The sequence below is a fragment of the Pseudomonas sp. LS-2 genome (assembly GCF_003605735.1).
Taxonomy (GTDB): domain Bacteria; phylum Pseudomonadota; class Gammaproteobacteria; order Pseudomonadales; family Pseudomonadaceae; genus Aquipseudomonas.
This window is the reverse complement of sequence record NZ_QXTJ01000004.1, coordinates 26,071-51,690: the sequence shown is the minus strand read 5'-3', so window position 1 is coordinate 51,690 and position 25,620 is coordinate 26,071. Positions and strand designations below refer to the sequence as shown.

Annotated in this window: 22 protein-coding genes and 2 pseudogenes; 11 read left to right on the top strand and 13 right to left on the bottom strand. The window is 56.4% G+C overall.

Features of this window, described 5'->3' with window-relative positions; translation table 11 throughout:
• Window positions 1–25 precede the first annotated feature (25 nt).
• Genes D3M70_RS03835 through D3M70_RS03820 form a run of 4 tightly spaced genes read right to left on the bottom strand, consistent with a single transcriptional unit; the run spans window position 26 to window position 6,394 of the window.
• A complete protein-coding gene (locus tag D3M70_RS03835) occupies window positions 26–1,420 on the bottom strand; it encodes a site-specific integrase (RefSeq protein ID WP_120124493.1) in 1,395 nt (464 codons plus the stop codon).
• Window positions 1,407–2,021, bottom strand: a complete 615-nt coding sequence (locus D3M70_RS03830) for a hypothetical protein (RefSeq protein ID WP_120124491.1) — start codon at window positions 2,019–2,021, stop codon at window positions 1,407–1,409. Before D3M70_RS03830 ends, D3M70_RS03835 begins: the two co-directional genes overlap by 14 nt.
• Window positions 2,008–4,104 (bottom strand): site-specific recombinase, encoded by a 2,097-nt coding sequence (locus D3M70_RS03825; RefSeq protein WP_120124489.1) that lies wholly within the window; start codon window positions 4,102–4,104, stop codon window positions 2,008–2,010. The genes D3M70_RS03830 and D3M70_RS03825 overlap by 14 nt, the downstream gene beginning before the upstream one ends.
• Window positions 4,091–6,394 carry a hypothetical protein gene (locus D3M70_RS03820; RefSeq protein WP_256659688.1) on the bottom strand — a complete coding sequence of 768 codons (2,304 nt, stop codon included), beginning with the start codon at window positions 6,392–6,394 and terminating at the stop codon, window positions 4,091–4,093. The genes D3M70_RS03825 and D3M70_RS03820 overlap by 14 nt, the downstream gene beginning before the upstream one ends.
• A 65-nt stretch (window positions 6,395–6,459) precedes the next feature.
• Between D3M70_RS03820 and hrpB the strand changes: the two are divergent.
• Window positions 6,460–8,610 (top strand): annotated as a pseudogene (gene hrpB / locus D3M70_RS03815) (ATP-dependent helicase HrpB); the annotation flags it as partial.
• Between the two features lie 374 nt (window positions 8,611–8,984).
• Here the strand turns inward: hrpB and D3M70_RS03810 are convergent.
• Window positions 8,985–10,076 (bottom strand): endonuclease/exonuclease/phosphatase family protein, encoded by a 1,092-nt coding sequence (locus D3M70_RS03810; protein ID WP_120124487.1) that lies wholly within the window; start codon window positions 10,074–10,076, stop codon window positions 8,985–8,987.
• Between the two features lie 9 nt (window positions 10,077–10,085).
• Window positions 10,086–10,745, bottom strand: coding sequence for a YciC family protein (locus D3M70_RS03805; protein WP_120124486.1), 660 nt, complete (start codon window positions 10,743–10,745; stop codon window positions 10,086–10,088).
• A gap of 190 nt (window positions 10,746–10,935) precedes the next feature.
• On the opposite strand from D3M70_RS03805, the gene D3M70_RS03800 reads away from it, so the two are divergent.
• The 5 genes from D3M70_RS03800 to D3M70_RS03780 all read left to right on the top strand — a co-directional run bounded on the left by D3M70_RS03800 (window position 10,936) and on the right by D3M70_RS03780 (window position 15,666).
• Window positions 10,936–11,736 carry a DUF2076 domain-containing protein gene (locus D3M70_RS03800; RefSeq protein WP_120124484.1) on the top strand — a complete coding sequence of 267 codons (801 nt, stop codon included), beginning with the start codon at window positions 10,936–10,938 and terminating at the stop codon, window positions 11,734–11,736.
• A gap of 256 nt (window positions 11,737–11,992) precedes the next feature.
• Window positions 11,993–12,472, top strand: coding sequence for an NYN domain-containing protein (locus tag D3M70_RS03795; protein WP_120124482.1), 480 nt, complete (start codon window positions 11,993–11,995; stop codon window positions 12,470–12,472).
• 136 nt (window positions 12,473–12,608) lie between these two features.
• On the top strand, window positions 12,609–13,223 hold the full coding sequence (locus tag D3M70_RS03790; RefSeq protein ID WP_120124582.1) for a PolC-type DNA polymerase III: 615 nt from the start codon (window positions 12,609–12,611) through the stop codon (window positions 13,221–13,223).
• A gap of 148 nt (window positions 13,224–13,371) precedes the next feature.
• Entirely contained in the window at window positions 13,372–14,271 is a 900-nt protein-coding gene (gene yedA / locus D3M70_RS03785) for a drug/metabolite exporter YedA (protein ID WP_120124481.1), read from the top strand.
• A gap of 60 nt (window positions 14,272–14,331) precedes the next feature.
• Complete coding sequence (locus tag D3M70_RS03780) at window positions 14,332–15,666, top strand: DEAD/DEAH box helicase (RefSeq protein WP_120124479.1); 1,335 nt, start codon at window positions 14,332–14,334, stop codon at window positions 15,664–15,666.
• A gap of 40 nt (window positions 15,667–15,706) precedes the next feature.
• On the opposite strand, the gene D3M70_RS03775 is transcribed toward D3M70_RS03780, so the two are convergent.
• Together D3M70_RS03775 and gmd are read right to left on the bottom strand one after the other, a co-directional pair.
• The gene (locus tag D3M70_RS03775; protein WP_120124478.1) at window positions 15,707–16,603 is read right to left on the bottom strand and encodes a GDP-mannose 4,6-dehydratase; all 897 of its coding nucleotides are present in this window, start codon (window positions 16,601–16,603) and stop codon (window positions 15,707–15,709) included.
• The gene (gene gmd / locus D3M70_RS03770; protein WP_120124476.1) at window positions 16,603–17,634 is read right to left on the bottom strand and encodes a GDP-mannose 4,6-dehydratase; all 1,032 of its coding nucleotides are present in this window, start codon (window positions 17,632–17,634) and stop codon (window positions 16,603–16,605) included. Before gmd ends, D3M70_RS03775 begins: the two co-directional genes overlap by 1 nt.
• Window positions 17,635–18,115: 481 nt before the next feature.
• On the opposite strand from gmd, the gene rfbB reads away from it, so the two are divergent.
• The 5 genes and pseudogenes from rfbB to D3M70_RS32585 all read left to right on the top strand — a co-directional run.
• The gene (gene rfbB / locus D3M70_RS03765; RefSeq protein ID WP_120124474.1) at window positions 18,116–19,192 is read left to right on the top strand and encodes a dTDP-glucose 4,6-dehydratase; all 1,077 of its coding nucleotides are present in this window, start codon (window positions 18,116–18,118) and stop codon (window positions 19,190–19,192) included.
• On the top strand, window positions 19,189–20,094 hold the full coding sequence (rfbD, locus tag D3M70_RS03760; protein ID WP_120124473.1) for a dTDP-4-dehydrorhamnose reductase: 906 nt from the start codon (window positions 19,189–19,191) through the stop codon (window positions 20,092–20,094). Before rfbB ends, rfbD begins: the two co-directional genes overlap by 4 nt.
• The gene (rfbA, locus tag D3M70_RS03755; protein ID WP_120124471.1) at window positions 20,091–20,981 is read left to right on the top strand and encodes a glucose-1-phosphate thymidylyltransferase RfbA; all 891 of its coding nucleotides are present in this window, start codon (window positions 20,091–20,093) and stop codon (window positions 20,979–20,981) included. The genes rfbD and rfbA overlap by 4 nt, the downstream gene beginning before the upstream one ends.
• A gap of 36 nt (window positions 20,982–21,017) precedes the next feature.
• Window positions 21,018–21,139, top strand: a pseudogene (locus D3M70_RS32590) (glycosyltransferase family 2 protein); the annotation flags it as partial.
• A gap of 1 nt (window position 21,140) precedes the next feature.
• Window positions 21,141–21,889: glycosyltransferase family 2 protein (locus D3M70_RS32585; protein WP_256659686.1), on the top strand; the 749-nt coding region annotated here is incomplete at its 5' end.
• A 24-nt stretch (window positions 21,890–21,913) separates the two neighbouring features.
• Here the strand turns inward: D3M70_RS32585 and D3M70_RS03745 are convergent.
• The 5 genes from D3M70_RS03745 to D3M70_RS03725 form a co-directional block, all read right to left on the bottom strand.
• Window positions 21,914–22,237 (bottom strand): hypothetical protein, encoded by a 324-nt coding sequence (locus tag D3M70_RS03745; protein ID WP_120124469.1) that lies wholly within the window; start codon window positions 22,235–22,237, stop codon window positions 21,914–21,916.
• A gap of 101 nt (window positions 22,238–22,338) precedes the next feature.
• On the bottom strand, window positions 22,339–22,551 hold the full coding sequence (locus D3M70_RS03740; protein ID WP_120124468.1) for a hypothetical protein: 213 nt from the start codon (window positions 22,549–22,551) through the stop codon (window positions 22,339–22,341).
• An 89-nt stretch (window positions 22,552–22,640) separates the two neighbouring features.
• Window positions 22,641–22,958, bottom strand: a complete 318-nt coding sequence (locus tag D3M70_RS03735; RefSeq protein WP_120124466.1) for a hypothetical protein — start codon at window positions 22,956–22,958, stop codon at window positions 22,641–22,643.
• A gap of 241 nt (window positions 22,959–23,199) precedes the next feature.
• Window positions 23,200–24,132 (bottom strand): NAD-dependent epimerase/dehydratase family protein, encoded by a 933-nt coding sequence (locus D3M70_RS03730; protein WP_120124464.1) that lies wholly within the window; start codon window positions 24,130–24,132, stop codon window positions 23,200–23,202.
• Between the two features lie 2 nt (window positions 24,133–24,134).
• Complete coding sequence (locus tag D3M70_RS03725) at window positions 24,135–25,541, bottom strand: glycosyltransferase (protein ID WP_120124463.1); 1,407 nt, start codon at window positions 25,539–25,541, stop codon at window positions 24,135–24,137.
• Between the last annotated feature and the right edge of the window lie 79 nt (window positions 25,542–25,620).

Genomic DNA, 25,620 nt, shown 5'->3' with positions numbered 1-25,620 from the left:
TGGGGTCTCGGCGGGGCGCTGGGGCTCATTTGCGGTACCGTGACAGCTCACGGTCACGCAGCTCTTGGAGCTCACCTCGCTTTTGTGCGTAATCGTCAGGCGATATCTTGCCTTCCTTCATCCTTTTGAACAGGGCATCGTCCTTCTCTTGATAGAGCTTAAGAGTCTGACTTTCGTGAACGCCCTCAACGGTTTTGTTAACGCCTTCTTCGTATTTGAAAACCTTTTGCAAATATGTTCTAAGTGAGCGGAGCGATTTGTGTCCAGTCCATTCTTGAACTTTCTTCAAGAAGACTTCGTCGTTTATCAGTGCTTCTTCAAACTCATCTTTGCTGTTGAATTTATGACGTTCAATCAAAAGCGTGAATAGGTTTCCGATGAATGCATGCCGGAACATGTGTGCGCAGGCCTGTTCCGATATGTGAGCAGCATCTCTCAGGTCTGATATGTTTTTTGTGTGCGTTTCAATTGCTAGTGGGGTTCCAGTTGTTTCGGATATGAACAAATAATCATTTTTTTGTTCGGGGTGTTTTTTCTGGATTTTTTGCCTTTCGCTTATGTACTCCTTGATCTCAAGAAAGGCAATTGCGCTAACTGGGACTTCTCGTATATAAGTTTCGCCGCGCTTAACGGTAATCATATTAAGCATGGGGTATTTCATGAGTTGTGCGTCGCGTATAGCTTTCAATGTTACTGAGGCGGCTTCTGCTCGGCGCGCGCCAGTGTGCTTTAGCAAGGTAATAAGAGCTTTGTCTCTGGCCTTTATAAAGTCTGATTTGTTTGACTTTTCAGCTGCGTCTTCAAGTCTTCTGATGTTGTGCTCTGGAATTGGATCGCGAGTGTGCTCTCTGAAAGGCAGTGGAAAAGAGTGGTGGGTTTCCGCTGATGTGACTTTGTGCTGGCCATTAAAGTTTGATATCACTTGTTCTATGGATGTTCTGATGGTTCCTTTAGGTGATACAAATTTAGGGTCGCCATGGAAGTCACCAACCCACTTCAGGAACTTTAAACACTCTCTACCGATGACTCTAGTGCTTTGATCTATTCGCTTGGGTTTGTCGGCTCTCGTCTTGCTAAGCTCTTCAATAATAGAGATTATAAAGTTCTCAAAGAAATGGTCGTCGATGTGGAAGGGGTCGACTTGCTTTATCCAGCACTGTCTTAAAAGTTGGCTTATATGGCTCGCGTACTGACCTAAGGTGCCTCCCTTACTGTCCTGGATTCGGCCATCTGCAGAAATCTGCTTGTATTTTGTAGAAAGGTGGAGCAAGTAAAGGTTGGCGATCAGGCAGGGAGTACCATTGGGCCACGAAATGTAGGGGAATCTGTGATACGAGTTCGTGTTGGTTTTTCCTAGCGAGACGCTATCGAATAGCTCTACATTGTGTAAAAATTTAACTAATGAGCTATTCGTTTTCATCGCCTGCTCTCTTCGGCTTGATTAATGATATCGATGCGGAGGTTAGGGCCGGAATTTGGTAGTTGTCAGAGTTTAAGCTGGTAATGGCAGTAATCCGGTTGATTAGTTTCTTTCCCCTGTTTGTTCTAGTGGTCTCGTCGGGTGCGTCAAGCACGCTGTCGATTTGAAATCTGACTTCGGATAGAGTCTGTAAAAGTACAAGGTTTGAACGTTTCATGGTCTCAAGAGTGGACGTGAGTTCTGTTATTTTTTTGGAGAGAGCTTCTCTTGTTCTAGAGTTTTTAGGGGATGGCTTGTTCTTTTCAACTCCTATTGCCCTGACTGCACTTTTGCGTAGGTGGTCTATTGCCGTGAATCCCCCAGAGATACGCTCCTCACACCTCGTTTTGAAAGTATTCAGGCTCATAGATAAGATATCTAGTAACTCTCCGTCAATCATGACGTTTGCGCTGAACTTTGCCAGTGAGCTTTGGCTTGCGAGTGCATCTATAATGGTTGTGTCGCAGGCGTACTTGCCAGGATTGGAGATTACGGCGCGCAGTAGCTTTCTTGTACATTCAAGTGATGATGTTTGCTTGTCTTTTAGCTCATTCCAGCTCATTTTTCTTTCTCAGGACGGCAAGAATTTCGACTTCGTATCCCTCATCATTTTGAAGGAATTCAGGTGTCAATTCTAGCTCACCGGTCTCCATGAGGAAGTCGAGGTAACCGGAAAGCTTCTCGGCATCCATCACGGACACCATCCGGGTGCCAAACTTGCCTTCAATGAGATCAATGATGTCCGTGTAATGGGTGGCTCCACCAGACGCTATCCGTTCGCCTAAGGCTTGGGCCATAGTGTTACGCAGCTCCTTTCCTGGGAGCTCCTCGGTGATGTAGTTCCAGATGTGGGCAGGGTCGCCATGGCCGAACATCCACTGGAGAACAGCGACACTGGATCCATAGCCGCTGTTGAGGAACACAAGAGCGAAGAATCTGCGAAGCTGGTGCTGGCGGAGATAGTAGCGACGCCCCTGAGAATCGAGGCCCACTTGGAAATAGTCACAGAACAAATCAATGTTCTTGTAGTACAGGTAGATGTCGCAAGGTGTCAGGTGTGACATCCCGAACACGCCGGGGGACGAAAATAGCGGAAGAGTCTCAGTGATGTACCCGCAGTTCAAAAGCTCTTGCTGAAAGCTTATGACCGTCGAAATCATTTCCGCTGCCAATGGATCAATCGGCCTAGCGTTCGTCGATCTCAGCCCTTTGCGCCCCTTGGATGATTTGGCGAGCGGAGCAATCAGCCATTTCTGATCCTTGCTCAGGCAAACCTTGGGATCCAAGCCTCGGAGTTCGGAACCGCGTTTTGCCATCGTGGCTCCGACCACAATTTGGATTGCCCCAAAATACACTGCGATGAGCTCGAGCAATCCGGCATTGTCTCTCATGCGACTGAAATAAATGGCCTTGCCCTGTTTGCGTTCTTCCGTTGACGTTGTGCCTAAAGAACGAGCTGAAATCCCGAGCTGACTTACCCCTAACTCAGCAATGGCAGGCTCTAAGAGTGAGATCAGCTTTTCATGAGGGATGCTAGTGATGTTGATTTGCCGCTTGAGCGCGTGTTTCGCAACGTTGACGTAGCTCTGCAAGAGATCCGCGCCGTGCTCCAAGTGAAGCTCAATTGCATCCCGCACGGCCTTGAAAATAATATCGGTGGGAACGTTCTTGAAGCGTCCGATTTGCGAGCCAGTGACCTTATAGATGGCTAGCTTCCGAAGGTCTTCAGCGCTTGGAAGCATCAACCCACTCTGAGTCAGCTTTTGCAGTGCGACGAAGCATGTCCTGTACAGTGTCAGATCCCTTTTGGTCATCCGGTCACGGTTGGTCGAAGTGACAGGGACACCTTCAAGCTCACGGGTAAATCTGTCTTCGTACTTGATGAACCCCAAAATTCGGTGCATTGGCTTGAGCCGCCATCTGCCAGCCAGAGTATTGGAGTACAACTGTTGGCTGATTTTCACCGAGTTAACGTTGTACCCACCTGTTGGTATCGAGTGATAAAGCTTCTTGACGAAAAGTGCGGCCCTAACCTGTGGAATGAGTGCCAAGGGGATATCCAGCTCATCAGTTTCAAGCTGCTCAGGGGTGATGACACTCAGGTAGGGATGGGCTTGGAGTGCTTGGCTTATCTCTCCGGCATCGCTCTGCTCCAGGAGCGACAAACAGAATTCCTTAAGCTTCCTGTTCCAGTCATAGGTGCTATTGGACACAACGCTACTGGTTCCAACCCGCGCTAAGATGCCCCGCATTTCATCGTAGGTTAGGCTGCCCAAGCCGTACTCGCACAGCTCCAACGCTTCACCATTTTGAAGGATGTGGTCAATCAATGTCAGAGTGCGCCTGAAATCAGCTGCTTGGGCGTCCATGCTATTTGAATGCCGTTGGCTACCCGAATTTTGGGTACTCACGATCAGCCATGCGCGAAATGCCTTCAAAAGATCGGCGTTCTTCTCGTCAGTAAGCAATGAGCCGTCGTACAGGCGGACTCCCCAATCAAGTGTCTGGTCTTTTTTATATCTGAAATTGTAGAACCACACTCTTGAGTCGAAGCTAGACACCAGCCAAGGCGCGGACATGAATCGGGTAATGTCGCGCCGGTTGAACAGGCTGGCGAATTGGGCGAGGTGCTCAGGATGTTGCATAGATCATCTTCTCAAAGGTGGACGCGTCGTGATTTTCGTACGCGAACTTCAAATGCTGTTGGAGCAGAGGCTTGGAGCTCTTGAGGATGAACTGCTCGACCTTGTCGCAGACCTGTGCCCAGTAGGTGGCTAGGCCTCGAACCTTCTCTGGCTCTGGGCTCTGTTTCACGGCAGCCCTCACAGAAATCAGAGCGGTCATGCTGGCGGGTGATACGGAGACACCAACTTCAACCACTTCACCATCGGCCACCTTGTTTTCCGCCAATGTCCGAAGATTTTCAGGGATTTCCTTGAGCGCGTACCGGCTTAGGAAATTATGGAGTTCTTCAAAGGTGTCAAACTTTGCGGCGCGCAGCAGGAGAGGGCTATCTTTCATCGCTTCACAGATGATTCCCTTCTGAAAAATTCGGATGTATCGAGTGGCGAAAAAATCGTAAATGGCTACCGGTAGGTAGGACTCCATTAGATCTTTGTTGTAGAACGCATGCCCAAGCTTTCTGGCCAGTCGCGTAAGGCTTTGGTTCTTTATGTAGTCCGCTACGGCTGACTGTGCCCGTACTCGAGTGATTGATAATTTTTTGAGGAAGTCTACCAGTTCGTCACCCTGCTTTTCAGAAAAAGGGCCGATCTGTTCGATCAGCATATTTCTAACTGGGAGACGTCCCTCAATTTTGTCTTTAGTAAGCAAATTTGAACTAGCTGGTTTTGGATAGCTAAAGCTGGTTCCTGAGGTTAAAAACAACTTTTGCCAATTCGGATCGTTGTTTTTTTTCAGGTAATCTCGCAACGGCTGAGTGATCTGCTCAGCCATGCGTACCAGTGCAGCAGCTCTGGGGCATAGAAGAATTTTTTGCTCTGAATGCTTGCTGCCCCGCCTGTCCTTGAATCCGACCAGCATGTAGCCTCTATCCGTCTTGTAGAAAGACACTCGTTTGGGGCCATCCCAGATCACCAGGTCTTCGAGAAAACCAGCCGTAATTTCGGGGTGATAAATTGTTAGCAGGCATTGAATAGGAAATAGTGAGTAGGATGTAGGCAGACCTAGGAGCTTCCCCAGTACGGGAAGCCGCTCTCCATATCTCCTGCGGGCGTCGACCGTAACACTCATCCCTTCAGCTTCAAAGGTATGGCAGATATCGTTAAACCCCGTCTTCTCAAAATCGTCGTAATGACGAGATTTTCGATTAACCACTTCCAAGATGGTGCCGGAACGTGCCTGCAGGATCCTATTGCGCTGAGCCCTGCGCAATTTCAATGCTTCAGAGAGCCCATATTTTTCGACAGTCCGAAGATTTCGCTGAACTTCACCATAAAGCAGATCGATGGCTTGGATGTCTGTCACATGAACTGGTACTTCGGTCAGAAGCTTGTCTTTGACTTCAATGCCGTTCTTATTCTGTTTGACATTGCGGTCAGCTCCTGCCTTGCTTAACCCTGGTGGGATAACGAATGCGTCTTCGTCAACATTCCAGATATTGGTTTTAATCAAGGTTCGTACGATAATGAGTCGCATCGTACGGAACGTTTTTCCGTTGAGATTTGCATCTCCGTTGCGTTCATATTCGAGATGCTGATAGTGCCAGAAATATGCTTCGGCAAACTCCTCCATTAATTCGCTGGATTGAAACGTCTCAGCTGGAAAGCGGAAAGCATTGTCGGTGATGAATGCTGCAAGCTTGTTGATCAAGTTTGACTGGCATTTGGCACGTTTTAATGCATCGCGCCTCATCGCCTCATAGAAGGCTTTTGTGAATTTGGGGCCATGGGTTTTATACATGCCTACGAGGCTCAACCACACTGGCTTTCCTTTCTTGGCTTGAATACGCCAGCCGCCCCAGAAATGAACGATTTCAGGGTTGAGTCTTTCCTTGTTCTGCTCCCAAGCATAGGTGTAGCGGTTTGCTGTTTTGGCAGACCAATCGACTGGCTGCAGGTTTGGGATTGCGCTTGCAAGGCTCGCCGCCATAGCGGTCAGCACCCTTGACAGTTTCTGGATATACGCCGTCGATTTGAGGGCGGCCAAGTCGCCGGCATTCAGGCTCCCTAAAAAGATTCTAACCAGCTCTTCGAGCTTCGCTGCTGACACTGTCGCCAACGTCAGGCGCTCATCAAGGCAATGGCATAGGCAGTCGAAGAGGCGGAGCGCCATGCTCTTATGCTCGTCCGCCCCTAGCGTAGGCGCCATCAGCATTCGACATGCAATGTCATCGTCGATGGCCTGAAGTGGGTAGTTCTGGACGTAGGCGCTACTTTTGATGATTGTCAAGGTTTTAGACTTCAACGTATGCATTCTAAGTTCCCGAAGAATAGGACAGCTATCCTTTCTTGACAAGATGTCAAATCAGCAAACTCAGCGAACGCAGTCTTGACGCTGATCTGGCGCTGGCGCTGAGCCTCAACGGCCGCGCGCTGTTTCGCGACGAGCAGCCACTGAAAATCCTACTGATGTCGGCGACGCTTGAAGGTGAGCGCCTTTCCAGTCTGCTCGACGACGCCCCCGTGGTCACCAGCGAAGGTCGCATGTTTCCAGTAACGATGCACTGGGGACGGCCCTTTCAACCCGGCGAGTTCATCGAGCCGCGTGTGGTGCAAACCGTGCTCGACGCACTGGGCAATGAAGAGGGTAGCGTGCTGGTCTTCCTGCCGGGGCAGGCGGAGATTCGTCGGGTCAATCAGCAACTGGCTGAAGCCTTGGGTGAGCACGGCAATGTGATGCTGTGCCCCCTGCATGGCGAACTGGATCTGAGCGCTCAACGTGCAGCCATCGAACCTGCACCCAAGGGCAAGCGCAAGGTGGTGCTGGCGACAAACATCGCCGAAACCAGCCTGACCATCGATGGGGTTCGTGTAGTGGTCGACGCAGGATTGGCGCGGGTGCCGCGATTCGATCCGGGCAGCGGGATGACCCGGCTCGATACTCAGCGTATCTCGCGGGCCAGCGCCACCCAGCGTGCTGGCCGGGCGGGGCGCCTGGAGCCGGGTGTGTGTTATCGCCTGTGGTCCGAGGCGCAGCACGACCAGCTCGCTGCCTATGGCGCAGCGGAAATGCTTCAGGCAGATCTCGCCGGGCTGGCATTGCAGCTGGCGCGGTGGGGTGTCGAGCCGGGGCAACTGGTCTGGCTGGACGTGCCGCCGGCAGTGGCTTACGCGCAGGCGCAGGATCTGCTTGGTCGGTTGGGCGCATTGAGCCGCCAGCCGGGCGAAGACTGGAAACTCACCCCGCACGGCCAGTCGATGGCTGAACTGCCGGCCCATCCCCGGATCGGGCATCTGCTGTTGCGAGGTGAGGCGTTGGGCCTCGGCCCGTTGGCCTGTGACGTCGCGGCATTGCTGGGCGAGCGCGATATCCTGCGCGGGGTGGGGGCCGATCTGCACAGTCGTTTGACGCTATTGGCCGGAACCGAGCGTGCGGCACGGGGTGGTCAAGGTGGCGTTCAGCGAGCCAGACAGCTTTCCCGTCAGTATCGCGGCTACCTCAGAGGCACTGCGAAAAACCCGGTGGCAAACCCTGATCATCCGCGCTGGCTCGGCGCGTTGCTGGCGCTCGCTTACCCTGATCGGGTCGCCCGGCAACGTCGGCCCGGTGGCGCCGAGTACAGGCTGGCGAACGGCCGTGCAGCGCTGTTTGCCGAACCCGATGCGCTGATGAAAGAACCATGGCTGGTGATCGCCGACCTGGGCAGTCGTCAGGGGCAGAAAGAAGAGCGTATCTATCTGGCGGCGGAATTCGATCCCTCGCTGTTCGATTCGGTACTGGTCGAGCAGGTGACGACGTTCGATCAGTTGGACTGGGACGAGCGCGAAGGTGTGTTCCGCGCCGAACGCCAACGCAGGGCCGGTGAGTTGATCATCAGCCGCGAACCACTTAGCGGGCTGGATGATTCCGCGCGTGGTCAGGCCCTGTTGGCGCTGGTGCGGCGCAAGGGACTGGAGCTGATGCCATGGACCCCGGAGTTGCGGCAATGGCAAGCGAGGGTGGGGTTGCTGCGTCAGTTGGATCTGGAAAAACAGGACAGCAGCGAATGGCCGGATGTCAGCAATGATGCGCTGATCGAGCGACTTGAACACTGGCTGCTGCCGTATCTGGGCAAGGTCACGCGCCTGAGCCATTTCGGCAATCTGGACCTCTCGTCAATCCTGCACACTCTGCTCCCCTGGCCGCTACCGCAGCGGCTGGAAGAGCTGGCGCCTCATCATTTGAGTGTGCCATCGGGCTCGTCGGTGCGGCTGGATTACAGCGAGTATCCGCCCATTCTTGCGGTTCGCCTGCAAGAGCTGTTCGGCCTGTCCGACACCCCGCGCATTGCGGGTGGCCGACAAATCGTCAAGCTGCACCTGCTGTCCCCGGCACGGCGCCCGGTGCAGGTGACTCAGGATCTGGCCAACTTCTGGCGCAGTACCTATGCCGAGGTGAAGAAAGACTTGAAGGGACGTTACCCGAAGCACTACTGGCCCGACGATCCGCTGATCGCCGAGCCCACTGCGCGGGTGAAGCCGAGGAAGTGAGCGAGCGCTGTGCATCTGCTTTGATCCCGGGCGCATGCGGTGGGAGATGCTACGGCTCAAACAACCCTCCGATCGTTCTGGTTCTGCCAGATCGATCGTGTTTGCCCGATCTGCTGCCGCTTCGCGCCAGATCGCCGACAAGTCGGGCTCCTACGGCCTTCGGCCAGAATCAAAAGCTCGAATCACACCGCAATCTTGCTCTTGCTCTTGCTCTTGCTCTTGCTCTTGCCCTTGCCCTTGCTTCTGCCGGAGGCGTGGGAGCGTGGCTTGTCCCGCGATCTGGCGCGAAGCGGCAGTAAGACCTGCGCACGCGGTCTGGCTGATACCGCTTTCGACTTATATTCGCCCCGCCCCCGGGCAGACGCGGGATCGTATCAAGGCGCGCCAGGCAACAAAAACCGCCCGATAACAGGCAAATGATCGGAGATCAGCAAGGTGTCCGCCTGACGAACCTGCGCGTCAATGCGCTTCAGTTTCGGGCTGTAGAACAGGTAATCCTGCGTGCGATCCGGTCCGCTGATTCGTGGGTCGTTGGGGAAGCGGGTGTACCACTTGCGCCGCTCCTCGCCATTGGCGTCGTCGTTGCTGGGGATCATCGGGTACTTGTCCCATAGCGCGTGCAGTTCGCTGTCGGGTGCGTATCGTTGGCGCTGTTCGGCGGCCAGTCGCGGGTACTGCCCTTGTGGCAACAGATCGAAATCCCCGCCGCTGATCCACAGTGTTCCGGCCTGTTCGAAGGTGTCGAGCAGCCCGGCGGTCGCGGCGATCTGGCGCTGCGCGGTATCGTCACCCGGCCTGGCGTCGCCCAGATGGGTATTCACCACGGCCAGGTGGCCGCCATCACGCAATGGCAGATAACTCACCAGCAATGCCCGTTTAGGTGCGAACTGCCGACCGATCAGGTTGCCACCGGGGGAGGGCAATTGCAGGCGCTCGGCCTTGTCCAGTTGATAGCGGCTCAGCGTCGCCAGCTTCATGCCGACGCTGCCGAAGATATGCCGGTCGGGGACGAAATCCGATTTCCAGTAAAAGGCCTCGGTGCTGCACGGATAGAGGTCGGTCACCCGTTCCTGCAACAGCGCCAGTTGGTTGGTGTAATCGGTGTTCTTGGCGCCGTCGTTCACTTCTTGCAACAGCACGATGTCCGGGCGCTCGTCGCGGATGACCCGTGCAACTTCATCGAGGTTGTAGGCGATGTCATCGGGGGTAGGGCGCTCGTCCGGGCCGCTGCCGTCGGCCATGTCATACCAGAACACGTAGCGTTTTCCGGCCAGGTACTGAATGTTCCAGGTCATGACCTTCAGCGTCTGGCCGGGCGCCAATGTGGGCGCGGCGGCGTCTTTGGCGTTGCAGCTTACCGGCATGGGCTCGTGTCGGGCCGGATGCCAGGTCTGGCTGTAGATCAAGCCGCCGATCAGCGTGATGACTAACGCAACAGCGATGACGTAACGCAGCAGGCGGGCCATCGAGATTCCTCAGGCCGGCTGCGCGGGCTCGTCGATGAGCATGAACAGCCGGAACATCACCACGCTGATGAACAGTTGCAGGAAGCTGGAAACGCTGTCGACGATCAGCGACAGCATCGGGCTTTGCTGGTCGGGCAGGACGTAGAAGCTCAGGCCTTCGAGCACCGACAACGGAATGTAGACGAAGAGCACGCAGACCAGAATCCGGACGACATGGCCCCGCGTCATCTTGAAGCTCTCGCGCATGGCTTCCAGCGGACCCAGGCCGCGCAATACCAGCAGGTATTCGGAGAACACCAGTTTGATCATGACCCACACGCCGGGAACGATGAACAGCGAGAGGCCCGCCATGATCAACAGCGTGCTCAACGCAGTCAGCACCGCAAAGGTCGGCCACATGCGCAGTGTCGCGGCGAGCAGGTTGCGCTTGGCGGGCGTTTCGCCCCGGGTCTTGGCGTCCAGAAACAGAATCAGCGCGCCGGTGTACAAGGGGTAGAACAATAGTCCGATCAGCAGTTGCCAGCTCGCCGAGCCATCAGATGCCGAGCTGCCCAGCAGTTGTTTGGTCAAGGCCTCGAGGATCACCAGCGGCAGGCACAGCGTGAAGATGCTGGCGAAATTGCGCCGGAAAAAGTAAAGCGAGTCTTGAATGATAGTCAGCGGATTCATGAAAAGATCACAGGCCAAAGCAGGTCGACACTTTAGCGTAGAGCCGTCGAGCGGGCCAATGCGATAGGGAGGCGCGACATTCTTAACTTTTTCTACATCCTATTGAAACGCCCTCGAAACGCCCCATTACTGTTTGTGTCTGACACTCAGGTCAGTCACAGAATTCCTACGGCAATCTAACGAGGTCGCCATGAACAGCGAAGAGCAAACCCTGATCGACGGCTTGTTTGGCAAACTCAAGCAGGCAGAAACCGATTCGGCCCCCCGGGATGCCCAGGCCGAGGCGCTGATCAAGGAGCACCTGACCCGGCAACCCACCGCGCCTTACTACATGGCGCAGGCAATTCTGGTTCAGGAAGTTGCGCTCAAACAGATGGAAACGCAGAACCGTCAGCGCGACGAACAGATTCAGCAGCTGCAAGCCGAGCTTCAGCGAGTCAAAGCTCAGCCAGCGCCTGCGCAAGGGGGTGGCGGATTTTTGTCGAGCATCTTCGGCGGCGGCTCCCGTGAGCCTCAGGCGCAACAACCGGCGTCGTCGTTTTCCCGCCCATCCAGCCCACAACCTTCGGCTGGCGGCTGGCGTGACAACGGTCCTGCCAGTCCTCCACCGTATAACGCGCCACCCCAAGGCAACTATGCCCAGCCGCAGCAACAAGCCCCTGCGGCGCCGATTGGCAGCGGTTTCCTGGGCGGTGCGCTGAAAACCGCAGCGGGCGTGGCCGGCGGTGTAATGCTGGCGGAAGGCATCAGCAGCCTGTTCCACCACAACAGTCAGCCGCAGGAAATTGTCGAGATCATCAAGGAAGAGCCTGCACAGCCTGCCGCCGATAGCGATTTCGGCAGCAGCAGCGGCAGCGGTTGGGGTGACGATCAGCAGCGCGTCACCAGCAACGACAGCTGGGGCAATGACGCAGGCGGTTTCGCTGACACCGATTACGGCAGCGACGACAGCGGCATGTTCGGCGGCGATGACGACGATTCATACGTCTGATTGCTGACCCGTGCGGGAGCCGGCTTGCTGGTGAATGCGGTAGTTTGGTCGCATCTGTGACACCGCTTTCGCCAGCACGCCGGCGCCCACAGCTCGGGGTTCCCCATTCGAAACTTAACGACGCCCCGGTACGGCTCAACCGGATCGACCGCTCACAAATCCAACCCTTCTCTCCAATCCCCTCCCCAAACTGGCATACTGAGCGCCGGTCCGGCTTTCGGGCCTTTGTCGCTTTTCAGCGCATCGAGGAGTTCGGGTGAGAAGAATCGCGGTGTTCGCCGACGTACAGAATCTGTATTACACCGTGCGTCAGGCTCATGGTTGTCATTTCAACTATGCCGCTCTGTGGGCGGACATCAGTCAGCGCGGGCAGATCGTCGAAGCCTATGCCTATGCCATCGATCGCGGCGACAGCAAACAGCAGCAATTCCAGCAGATCCTTCGCAATCTCGGTTTCACCGTCAAACTCAAACCCTATATCCAGCGAAGCGACGGCTCGGCCAAAGGCGACTGGGACGTGGGCATCACCATAGACATCATGGACGTCGCGCCGAATGTCGATGAAGTCGTGCTGGCGTCCGGTGATGGGGATTTCGACCTGCTGCTCGAACGTATCATCAGCAAGCATGGGGTCCAGGCCGTGGCCTACGGTGTCCCTGGGCTGACCGCCAACTCGCTGATCCGCGCCGCCAGTCGCTATGTGCCTATTGAAGGCGGGTTGTTGCTCAAGAGTTGAACGCTGAGATTTACTGTAGGAGCGCGCTTGCCCGCGAAAGACGGGACAGACGTTATAAGTGTGTCAGCCACGGCAACGTTATCGCGGGCAAGCGCGCTCCTACATGGGTACTGCGTCATTTGAAAAAGGTTTTCCCATGCAGGAACGCATCGCCGTCATCGACTTCGAAACCACCGGTATCTCGCCGAACAGCAGTTGCCGGGCGACTGAAATTGCCGTGGTCATCATGGAGCAGGGCGTGATCGTCGAGCGCTATCAGAGCTTGATGAACGCGGGCGTGCGCATTCCGTCATTCATCGAATCGCTGACCGGCATCAGCAACCGCATGCTGCGCACGGCACCGCCGGCCGAGCGGGTCATGAACGAAGTGGCCGAGTTCGTCGGCCTGACGCCGCTGGTCGCCCATAATGCGTCATTCGACCAGAAGTTCTGGGATTACGAGCTATCGCGCATCAAACGCACGCGCGAGCAAAGCTTCGCCTGTTCGATGCTGTTGGCGCGACGCCTGATGCCCAGCGCGCCCAACCACAAGCTCGGCACGTTGACCTCCTGGGCTGGTCTGCCCCATACCGGCAAGGCTCACCGAGCGATGGCCGACGCCGAGATGGCCGCCAACCTGACCGTCCACCTGAGCCATGAACTGCGCAGCACTCACGGCATCAGCGGGGTTTCTCATCAGTTGTTCTGCACGCTGCAAAAGGTCCCGGCAAAGAAAATCGCTGAAGCGATCAGCAAGCACCGCGCAATCTGATTCCCTGGTTCCCTGATTCCCTGATTCCCTGATTCACGTTGTTGATAAAAGTGTACGGGTCGAATAAACATCCGTTGTTACTGACATCTCAGGGGCGGACGTTTCTAGAATCACACCCAATAATAAATTGCCTGTATTCGAGTCTTTCATGCCCGCCGCCCGCCGTTTTCCCCTGTTGCTCATCGGGGCCTTTTTCGCGCTTTACGTGATCTGGGGCTCTACTTATCTCGCCATTCGCATCGGTATCGAAACCTGGCCGCCATTGATGATGGCCGGTGTTCGCTTCACCATCGCCGGCGCGATCCTGTTCGCCTTCATGCGTTTTCGCGGCGCACCCATGCCGACCTGGCAACAATGGAAGGCGGCAGGGATGATCGGTTTTCTGCTGCTGGCCTGTGGCAATGGCGCCGTGACGCTGGCTGAACACGCGGGCGTGGCCTCCGGTGTCGCTGCGCTGGCGGTGGCCGTGGTGCCACTGTTCACCTTGCTGTTCGGCCTGATCTGGGGCCATCGCAATACCCGCCTGGAGTGGGCCGGAATCGTCCTGGGCCTGATTGGCATTGCCTTGCTCAATCTGGGGTCGAACCTGCAGGCGAGCCCCATGGGGGCCGCATTAGTGATCTTTGCGGCCGCCACCTGGTCGTTCGGGTCTGTCTGGAGCCGATACCTGCCGTTGCCGGCCGGACCCATGGCCAGCGCCTGCGAAATGCTGGTGGCGGGTGCACTGATGCTGATCGCAAGCTACGTCAGCGGCGAGCGCATGACTCAATCTCCCGGTCTCTCCGGCTGGCTGGTCATGGCCTATCTGGTGGTGTTCGGCTCCATCGTTGCGTTCAGCTCTTATATGTACCTGCTGAAAAACGTTCGCCCGGCGGCCGCCACCAGTTATGCCTACGTCAACCCCGCCGTTGCGGTGTTGCTGGGCGTGTTGTTCGCTGATGAGCATATCGGGCCAGCGGAAGCGGCGGCCATGACCGTGATCATCAGTGCCGTGGTGCTGATCGGCTTGCCGCAGTGGCGCAAGCAGAAACCGGTGCAAAACGGGTAAACTGCGCGCCATTGTCTATTCACAGACCCTGTGCGCTGACCCTTTTCCAACGGTATTCACATGACATTCGCCTCTCTTGGCCTGATCGAACCCCTGCTGCGCGCGCTCGAAGCGCTCGGCTACCAGACACCAACCCCCGTTCAGGCCAAGGCAATCCCGCCCGTGCTCGAAGGTCGCGACCTGATGGCCGCGGCTCAGACCGGCACCGGCAAAACCGCAGGCTTTGCCTTGCCGCTGCTGCAGCGCCTGACCATGGAGGGGCCGAAGGTCGCCGCCAACTCGGTGCGCGCGCTGGTGCTGGTCCCGACCCGCGAACTGGCCGAGCAGGTTCACGAAGCCATTCGTCAATACGCCGAACATCTGCCGCTTGCAACCTACGCGGTCTATGGCGGCGTCAGCATCAACCCGCAGATGATGAAGCTGCGCCGTGGCGTGGACGTACTGGTTGCAACACCGGGCCGTCTGCTCGATCTGCATCGCCAGAACGCCGTGAAGTTCTCTCAGGTCCAGACCCTGATCCTCGACGAAGCCGACCGCATGCTCGATCTGGGCTTCTCCGAAGAACTGCGCGATATCTACGCCGCACTCCCGAAACGCCGTCAGACCCTGTTGTTCTCCGCGACCTTTTCCGACTCAATCCGCGCACTGGCCGGACAAATGCTCGACAACCCGCTGAGCATCGAAGTCAGCCCGCGCAATGTCGCTGCATCGTCGGTCAAACAATGGGTTGTGACGGTCGACAAGAAGCGCAAGAGCGAACTGTTTATCCACCTGCTGAAAAAACAGCGCTGGAGCCAGGTGCTGGTCTTCGCCAAGACCCGCGTCGGCGTCGATCAACTGGTCGATCGCCTGCAAGGCCTGAGCATCAACGCCGACGGCATCCATGGCGACAAACCCCAAGCCACTCGCCAGCGCGCACTGGATCGCTTCAAGGCTGGCGAAGTGCAGATTCTCGTTGCCACCGATGTTGCCGCTCGCGGGCTGGACATCGACGACCTGCCCACCGTGGTCAACCTCGACCTGCCAATCGTTGCCGAGGACTACGTCCACCGCATCGGTCGCACGGGCCGTGCGGGCCAGACGGGTGAGGCGATCTCGCTGGTCTGTGCCGACGAAGTCGAGCTGCTCAGCTCCATTGAAGTGCTGACCCGTCAGACCTTGCAACGCCGGGAAGAGCCCGACTTCATCCCCGAACACCGCGTCCCGGCCACCGATGCCAGCGGTCAGATTCTGAAGAAGCCGAAAAAACCGAAGAAGCCGAAAACCGGCGGTGGCGGTAAGCGCAACCTCGGCAAATGGGTCGATAGCGGCGAGACCGTCGCCGAAGCCCCAGCGGCCAAGCCTGTGCGCAAGGTCCCGGCTTTCAATACCGGTCCGCGCAAGCGTAAGCCGTGATGTAAAAAAAAAGGGGCTGCTCATTGAGCGGCCCCTTCGTTTATTCCTCGAACAACATCCATTCAAGGGTTTGTTGCAAGGGTGGGGTTTGCCAACCCTGCACCAGCGCTTTGAGTCGGGAGTTGTCCCCACACAGACTGTGTACTTCGTTCTTCCGTACAAACGCAGGGTTCACTTCGACGTGTATCTCATGCCCGGTGATGGTGCGACACAACTCGATCACTTCCCCCAGCGAGTGCGTTTTTCCCGAACTGATGTTCACCACCTGGCCGACAGGACAAGCCTGGAGCAGGCCGCGATAGGCTGCGACCAGTGCGCGCACATCACTGAAGTCGCGCCACACGTCCAGATTCCCAAGTTCTATCGTCTGCGCCCTTCGTCGAAAATGACTGACGATCTTTGGCAGCAGAAAGTTTTCCGCCTGACCTACGCCGGTATAGTTGAACGGGCGAGTGATGATGATCGGATAGCGATCAAACCAGAGCCGGGCCATCCATTCCATGGACAGCTTGCTGACCGCGTAATCGTTGGCCGGCGCAGGCGGCGTGTCCTCATTCAACCGTCCCGAAGAACCGTTGCCATAGACATTTGCACTGCTGGCCAAAAGCACGCAATCGGGCTGTCGGCCGCATCGATCGATGGCTTCGAGCAGGTGGCGTGTACCGATCAGGTTCACCTGATAGAACGCATCCGCCGCGCCATGGCCGACGAATGCCAGCGCCGCCAGGTGAACGACGAGGTCGGGCCGAATGTTGGCCAGGAATGCCGTCAGGCTCACCGGGTCGAGCAAGTCGACCTGGTGATAATCGGCTTCAGTCGACGGCTGAGAACCCATGCCGATCACTTCGCATCCCTGGTTTTTCAGTTCCGCCGCCATGTAACGACCGGTAAAGCCCTGAATGCCCGTAATCAGCACGCGCTTGCCAGCGATATTCATCAGAAGGAAAAACCCTGTTCATTGCGGCGTTGGTCCGCTTCAACCATCATCCGGCACAACTCCTCAAGGTTTGTCTTGGCCTCCCAGCCCAGAACCATCCTGGCCTTTTCCGGATTACCGATCAGTAATTCCACTTCGCTGGGGCGATAGAACCTCGGATTGACCGAAACCAGAGCCTTGCCGGTTCTGGCGTCGTAACCCTGCTCATCCTCCGCGCTGCCTTTCCACTCGATGGCAATGTCCACAGCCTTGAACGCCATGGTGACGAAGTCACGCACAGTTTCGGTGCGGTTCGTGGCCAGCACGAAGGTGTCCGGCGTATCGGCCTTGAGCATGCGCCACATGCCTTCCACATATTCCTTGGCAAACCCCCAGTCGCGTTTTGCATCCAGATTCCCCAGCTCGAGCTTGTCCAGCAAGCCCATCTGGATCTTCACCACCGAATCGGTGATCTTCCGGGTCACGAATTCCCGGCCACGCAACGGCGACTCGTGATTGAACAGGATGCCGCTGGTCGCAAAAATTCCGTACGACTCGCGGTAATTGATGGTCATCCAGTGCGCGTACAGCTTGGCGATCCCGTAGGGACTGCGAGGATAGAAGGGTGTGCTTTCGTCCTGCGGAATCGCCTGGACCTTGCCGAACATCTCCGAGGTGGAGGCCTGATAGAAACGAATGGTCGGGTCGACGATCCTTATCGCTTCCAGCAGGTTGACCGCTCCGATACCGGTGATCTGGGCGGTAGTGATCGGCTGGTCGAACGAAACGCCGACAAAGCTTTGCGCGGCGAGGTTGTAGATTTCCGTGGCCTCAGTGCTCTGCAAAAGCCGGATGCTTGCAGAGAGGTCGGTCAGGTCGTACTCGACCAGATGCAGATTGGGGTGATTACGAATGCCAAGCTCGTCAATGCGCCAGAAATTCACCGAGCTGGTGCGTCGATAGGTCCCGTAAACGCTGTAGCCCTTGCTGAGGAGAAGCTCGCTCAGATAGGCGCCATCCTGTCCTGTGATGCCGGTGACAATCGCTTTCATGGTAGCCGCCTCTGGAGTCTTTCAAGTGTCGTTTGCAGCACGGGCAGTTGAAATAACTACATCAGAAAGTCATTACCGCGACCGAAGCCTACCCAACTGTAGCGTGCTTTTTGATGAATGCCGTAAAACAGAACTCGGCGGTGGCGATGCTTTTGCAAGCAAGATTTGCTCCCGTTCCCTGTATCAATTACGCAACATTGGCTACAGTGGCTGCGTTTGCATTTTGTGGATTTCTCGATACTGCCCTGATTCGGTGGTTGGAGCCCCATGATTGCAGGTGCTTGAACAAGATAATTATTTTCTTGACCGGCTGAATTGTATGTAAAATCAGCCTTCATTTTGTCGCGTAATAAGCTTGCCTCTATTTGGATTGTGGGATGGCAAATGTCGTCGTAGCTGCCGGTGCTGTCCGGGCCGCTGCTCCCATGGATAGGGCGAAGCCTTGTGATGCTTTGTCAGACCCTCAAGGTAGAAAACTCTCGTGAAGATTTTAGTAACAGGCGGTGCTGGCTTCATCGGTTCTGCTGTCGTGCGTCACATCATTTCCAACACCACCGATTCCGTGGTCAACGTCGACAAACTTACCTATGCCGGTAACCTCGAGTCGCTGCAGACGGTCGATCAAAGTGATCGCTACGCGTTCGAACACGTCGATATCTGCAATCGTGAAGACCTTGATCGCGTGTTCCGCGAGCACCAGCCTGATGCTGTGATGCACCTGGCTGCCGAGTCTCATGTCGACCGTTCGATCAGTGGCCCGTCGGAGTTCATCCAGACCAACATCATCGGCACTTACGTCTTGCTCGAAGCCGCCCGTGGCTACTGGACGACGCTCGATGAGGCGCGCAAATCGGCTTTCCGCTTCCACCACATTTCGACCGATGAAGTGTATGGCGACCTGGAAGGGCCGGAAGATCTCTTCACCGAAACGACCCCCTACCAGCCAAGCTCCCCGTACTCGGCGAGCAAGGCAAGCTCCGACCACCTGGTCCGTGCCTGGGCGCGTACCTATGGCTTGCCGACTCTGGTGACCAACTGCTCGAACAACTACGGCCCTTTCCACTTCCCCGAGAAGCTGATCCCGCTGGTCATCCTCAACGCGCTGGAAGGCAAGCCATTGCCGATCTATGGCAAGGGCGACCAGATCCGCGACTGGCTGTTCGTTGAAGACCACGCACGTGCGCTGTACAAGGTCGTGACTGAAGGTGAAGTGGGCCAGACCTACAACATCGGTGGCCACAACGAGAAGCAGAACATCGAAGTCGTGCGCACTGTTTGTGCACTGCTCGACGAACTGCGTCCTGATTCGGCGTTCCGTCCGCACGTCGATCTGCTGACCTACGTCCAGGATCGTCCTGGCCACGACCTTCGCTACGCGATCGACGCCAGCAAGATCCAGCGCGAACTGGGCTGGGTGCCGGAAGAGACCTTCGAATCGGGCATTCGCAAAACCGTGCAGTGGTACCTGGACAATCCGGAGTGGGTTGCTCACGTCAAGAGCGGCAGCTACCAGCAGTGGATCGACAAAAACTACGCCGCGCGTGCTGACAAGGCATGAAGATTCTCCTGCTCGGTAAAAACGGTCAGGTCGGCTGGGAGCTGCAGCGCGCCTTGTGTGTGCTCGGTGAACTGACCGCCCTCGATCGTCATCCGGTGTCGACAGCTTATGGCACGTTGGCAGGGGATTTGTCCGACCTCGTCGGATTGCGCGAAACCATCAGGGCCGTTGCTCCGGATGTCATCGTCAACGCAGCAGCCTATACCGCTGTAGACAAGGCCGAGACCGAGCGTGAACTCGCGCGTACGGTCAACGCCTTGGCGAGCCAGGTGATGGCGGAGGAAGCGAAGCGTCTCGATGCTTTGCTGGTGCATTACTCCACCGACTACGTTTTCGATGGCGCGGGCACCGCTCCCTGGAAAGAGACCGATGCGGTCGCGCCGGTGAATTACTACGGCGCGACCAAGCTCGAAGGCGAAGAGCTCATTGTCGGCTCTGGCTGCAAGCACCTGATCTTCCGCACCAGCTGGGTGTACGCAGCGCGGGGGAACAACTTCGCGAAAACCATGCTGCGACTGGCCAGAGAGCGCACGACGCTCAACGTCATCGCTGACCAGATCGGTGTGCCGACAGGGGCTGAATTGCTGGCCGATGTGGCAGCTGTCGCTCTGCAGAAGACCTTGGTGAATCCGGCCCTTTGCGGCATTTATCATCTGGCGCCAGCCGGTGAAACGTCGTGGCACGCTTACGCGAAATACGTTATTGAATTCGCGCGGGAAAAAGGTGAATTGCTGGCGGTAGAAACAATCGAACCGATAGCGACAACCCAATACCCCACACCCGCAAGCCGCCCGTTGAACTCGCGCCTTGCGACAGAAAAACTGCGCAATGCCTTTTCCCTGCACCTGCCGGATTGGCAAAGTGGTGTAACCCGAATGCTTATGGAAGCTCTGAATAAATGAACACGACCAATCGTAAAGGAATCATTCTGGCCGGCGGTTCGGGGACGCGTCTGCACCCGCTCACTCTGGGTGTCTCCAAGCAAATGCTGCCGATCTACGACAAGCCAATGATTTTCTATCCGTTGTCGGTACTGATGCTGGCCGGCATGCGCGAGATCCTGATCATCTCCACTCCGGATGACCTGCCGTCTTTCCGTAAACTGCTGGGCGACGGCAGCCAGTACGGTATCCAGCTGACCTATGCCGAGCAGCCAAGTCCAGACGGTCTGGCTCAGGCGTTCATCATCGGCGAAGAGTTCATTGGCAACGATCCTTGCTGCCTGATCCTGGGCGACAACATCTTTTATGGCCAGCACTTCTCCGACAACCTGCGCGCTGCTGCAGATCAGAAAGACGGCGCTACCGTATTCGGTTACCACGTCAATGATCCTGAGCGTTTTGGCGTGGTCGAATTCGACAAGAGCGGCCGAGCGCTGAGCATCGAAGAAAAACCGGCCGCACCGAAGTCCAGCTATGCCGTGACTGGTCTGTATTTCTACGACAACGAAGTCGTCGAGATCGCCAAGAACATCAAGCCATCCGAGCGTGGCGAGCTGGAAATCACCGACGTTAACCGCGTGTATCTCGAGAAGAAGGCGCTGACTGTCCAGATGCTGGGCCGCGGCTTTGCCTGGCTCGATACCGGTACCCACGAGTCGTTGCTCGAGGCGAGTCATTTTGTGCACACCATCGAGCAGCGTCAGGGCTGGAAAGTGGCATGCCTTGAAGAGATCGGTTACACCAATGGCTGGATCACTGCAGAGCAGGTCGCTTCCCAGGCTGAAAAGCTGAAGAAGACCGGCTACGGTCAGTACCTGCAAAAACTGCTGGAACACGGCGACATCTAAGTCGCCTCCCATACCCTGAGCAAGGCTGCTGGCAGCATGTCCGCTGATTTTCCCAAAGTCGCTGTGCTGCTGGCCGCCTACAACGGCATGTCCTGGATAGAAGAGCAACTGGCTTCTATCCTCGCCCAGACCGACGTCAGGGTAAGCGTTTACATCAGNCCAGTCACTCCAGCGTGCACCTGTTGCCGCCATCGGGCCCCTTCAAGGGCGCTGCCCGCAACTTCTTCCGCCTTGTCCGCGACGTCGACCTCTCGGCGTACGACTATGTGTCGTTCGCAGATCAGGACGACGTCTGGTATCCGGACAAGCTGCAACGCGCCGTCGCCAGGCTGCGCTCAGACGGCGTGGATGGCTACTCGAGCAATGTCATCGCATTTTGGCCTGACGGCAGAAGAATGCTCGTCGACAAAGCCCAGCCGCAGGTGAAATGGGATTATCTGTTCGAGGCCGCAGGGCCAGGCTGCACCTATGTGCTCACACGTGAGCTGGCGTCTGCGTTCAAACGCATCGTAACGACGCGGTGGGATGACGTTCAGAACGTCGCGCTGCACGACTGGTTCTGTTATGCCTTTGCGCGCAGTCATGGGTACAAGTGGTTCATCGACCCTGTTGCCGGGATGGATTATCGGCAGCATGCGAGCAATCAGTTCGGGGTGAATGCGGGCGCGGCCTCAGCGGTAACACGCGTGAAGCAATTGGCGGATGGCTGGTGGATATCTCAGGTACGCCTGATCTGCGCACTGACCGATGGCAACGGCGCTGCGGTCAGCGAAAGGCCAGAGCTTGCTGGAAGAATGGCCTTTGTTCGACTGGCGATGCTGATGCGCGACTGCCGTAGGCGTCAGCGAGATCAGTTGGCGTTTGTCGCGATCTGTCTCGTGATGGCGGTGTACAACCCTACTGGGTAAAGCGTGGTCTCAGGTCGGGGAGTCTCAAAACCGCGGGAGATCGAATTTGAGCTCCATCACGTTAAGACATAGTTCCAGCGGGCCGCTCAGTTTCTCAGCCGTGAGGTCTTTCGTCGAGGACACGATGTCGCCTGCGAAAATGCGGCCATCGTCTAGCTGTACCGTCGCTTCACCGCCCGCGACGCCGCCTTTGAGATCCTGATATTGCCCAGCACCCAGATTGACGCTGTAAGTGCCCGGAGCGCTGCTTGGCTTCAGGTACAAATCGCCTTGGTTGATGCCTGAGTGATAGCTCAAACAAGCAGGTGACATATCCAACACAAGGTGTTTAATCCTTACAGCCGACATGATCGCTCTCCATACCTAATACCTTGGAAGCGGCAATGAGACACTATATAGAGCTAAATTGCCACCAATAATGTCCAGCAGAGTGATTCTAGAGCGCTCAGTCACTCGAAAAGAGGCGGGTAGGAGAGGGCCTGAACGGCGTTTTCGATCTCCGTTATGGCCAACTCAACATGCTCAGGATCGTATTCAACACCCTCTCGCATGGCGTCGATGGCTGCTGCGCAAACGCTATCCATGTCCAGCGACAGCCCTCTTACCGTAGCGAGCAAGGATTTGAGCGCGATGTCCAATGCAATTTCGCGGTCTTCGGCCATGACAGTTTTCCTCGTTCAGAAACAGTCAGCCTAGAACACTCTGAGGCGGTGCATGGGCGCGGCGCTTGAAACATCGCCCATGAGCAAACTCACTCACTGGGCCTTGGCATGATTTCCATTTTCAGCTTGAAGGTCCGCTCGCTGGTCTGCTCTTCGGGGACGGAGTCTGTTTCTGAGGAGATGATCTCGCCTGTGTAGATGCGGCCATCCTCCATCTGGGCAATGGCGCCCACAGCGCTGTAAGCGCTGCCGAACTGAGAGTATTGGCCTTCGCGCAATATAACGCTGAAGAAGTGAACTTCTTCATCCGGCTCAAGATAGACATCGCCTGAATTAATCCCCGAGTAATAGCTCAGCGGCTCCGGGAATGTGTCTAAAACGAGATGTCGTACCCTGTAGTGTGACATTCTGGAATCCTCTCCAATGCTGATGCTCACCGGCCATGAGACACCAATGTGGGTGAGGATGCCAGAAAATTCCTACGCAATGTGTCGTCGCTAACATGACCGAAGTGGACATCAAAGGCGAAATCATGGAGGCGCCGACCAGCAATGAGCAGACCTGAACTGCCTGAAGCTGGCCTGTGCAAAGGCCTCACAAGCCGTAATGACTACTGTCTCTGGCGACCGGCGACGGCGTACATGCGGGTCACTGCGCGGTATGGCCCAGATACCATTCAATCGTACGCTGCAGACCCTTCTCCAGGTCGTACTGCGCCGACCACCCCATTTCCTGCGCGGCCAGGCTGCAGTCCAGATAGTTGACCGGCACATCGAAAGGCCGCCCCGGTTTGTAGATTCGCTCGATAGGTTTGTCGAGGATCTTTTCCACCAGGTTGATGAGTGTATTAAGGGACGTCCCTACGCCCGCACCTACGTTGAAGGTCTGCTCTTTGCCGGTGTAGGCGAGTGCCTTCGAGAATGCATTTGCGAGGTCGTGGACGTAGATGTAATCGCGGGTAACGGTGCCGTCTCCCCAGATTTCGATCGGTTTTCCTGCGGCTGCCCGGCTGACGAATGCCGCGATCGCGCCTTGTGCGGTCTCGATTCGTTGGCGTTCGCCGTAGGGATTCGCCACCCGCAATGTGACGGGCTCGATCCCGTGAAGCTGGCTGTAGAGATAGAGGTACTTTTCAATCGCCAGCTTGCTGATGCCGTAGGAGACCTCGGGTGTGGTCGGATGAGATTCGGGAACCGGCAGGGATTGTGGGCGGCCGTAAACAGTCCCGCCGGAGGAGATGAAGACGATCTTCTTCATCTTCATCTCGACCATGATGTCCAGCATGTTCAACGTGGCAATGACGTTGGTCTGAATGTCGTAGATCGGATCGTCATTGGAGGACTTTGGCAGTGTCGTGGATACCAGGTGCAGCACGCCGTCCATGCCTTCCATCGCGCAATGCAAGTCGTGCTTGCTCTGGAAATCACCGGTGATCCACTCAACCTTTTCGGTCTCTTCGAACTCGCGATACGGTGCTACGCGTGGCCGTTCGAAGATGCGCAGGCTGTGGCCTTCCCTGATGAGTTGATCAGCGATGGTCGAACCGATGAAACCACCACCCCCGAAAATAACGTATTTCATATCTATTCCATGTTGTCGTATGGCCGCTGTATCAGCCGAGTATACGCACTGTCCAGGGCGCTGGCGTAGGTTTCAAGAGAGCTTCCGGCCATTCTTGCGGCTCGTCGGGACGTTGATCGAGTGTCGATATGCGTCTGTCTTCGCTCATCGAGCAATTGAGCCAATCGGCGACTGTCGCCGGGCGGAAACAGCGAAACATCATCTGCGTCGTCCAGGTACTCGGTGATGCCCACGACATCGCTGGCGATCACAGGCGTGGCGCTCGCGACGGCGTTGAGCAGTACCAGAGGAGCGTTCTCACGCCAGGTTGACGGGATGACGAGCACATCGAGTTCACTGAGTACGTTGCCAATGTCCGCGGATGGAAAAGTCCCGCAGAACCGAACCCGGTGATCGTCCCCCACCATTGTTTTCAAGGTCTGCACGTAAGCTGGATAGTGCTCGACGCTGCCATAGATTCGTACATCCATCTGGCGGTGCTGCACTGATTTCAAGGCTGAAAGCAGAACGTGACAGCCCTTGTGCTCGACCAGCGTACCTATGAACCCGACAGTGAATGGGCGAGCCGTAGCCGAGGTGGCGATGACGTCATGATTGACCGCGGGCTGCTCGATCGCGTAGCGCAGAGGCTGAATCTTTTTCGGTGCGATGCCGCCAGCCAGAAGCGTGGCGTGAAGGGAGCTCGTTGGAGGCAGCAGCAGGTCGATGTTTTCCAGATGGCTGAAAATCCGTGGCTTTCTGTCCTTCAAGTCCGTCGCCAGTCGCTGGAGCTTCGTCGCCTTGGGCAGGCGAAGGGATTGGAGTAACCCTGCAAGGGTCGAAAACACGATACCCGGAAGTACCTTCGCGGCGCGGACCAGAGCATGACGCTCGGTATTGACGAGGATATGCCGCAGGCAGTTTCCGGCGAGGGTTTGCGGACCGGCGCATTCAGGTTCGCCCCAAGGCTTGAGCAGTTGGCATGTGCGGCATGTCAGCCAGTAATCGGTGGGGGTGAAGACCGTCGGAATAGATCGCGCAAAACACTCCCGCAGGCAGGAGAGCGTCAGATTCTTAAAATGGAAGAAATGAACCAGATCTGGAGCGTAACGCTCGAGGATCGCCGCGAAAGCGGGCGAAGTGTCAGGATTGTCGTATTCCTTGACGACTGTTTGGGCATCGAACTGCCCCCGCACGTAAGGGGTGCTAATGCGATAGACAGTGAATCCCTGGAAGTCAGTGACGCTGCTGGAAGCTTCCGGCGAGTCAGTGAGGGCTCCGGTGACGATCTGCACTTCGTAGCCAGCAGCCTGTAGGGCTTTGGCGGTAGAGAGGACCAGAACCTCAGTACCTGCGCTGTAATCCGGAAAGAACTGATGGACGCAAAGCAGAATTCGCGCAGCGGAGGCGCTGTTACCGGGTCTGTTCATGGTGCATTGATCATCTTGCGTTCCTTGCCCGGGAGGTCAGCCCCCTGTCTTCAAATTACCCGTGGCTGGGCTGACCTGG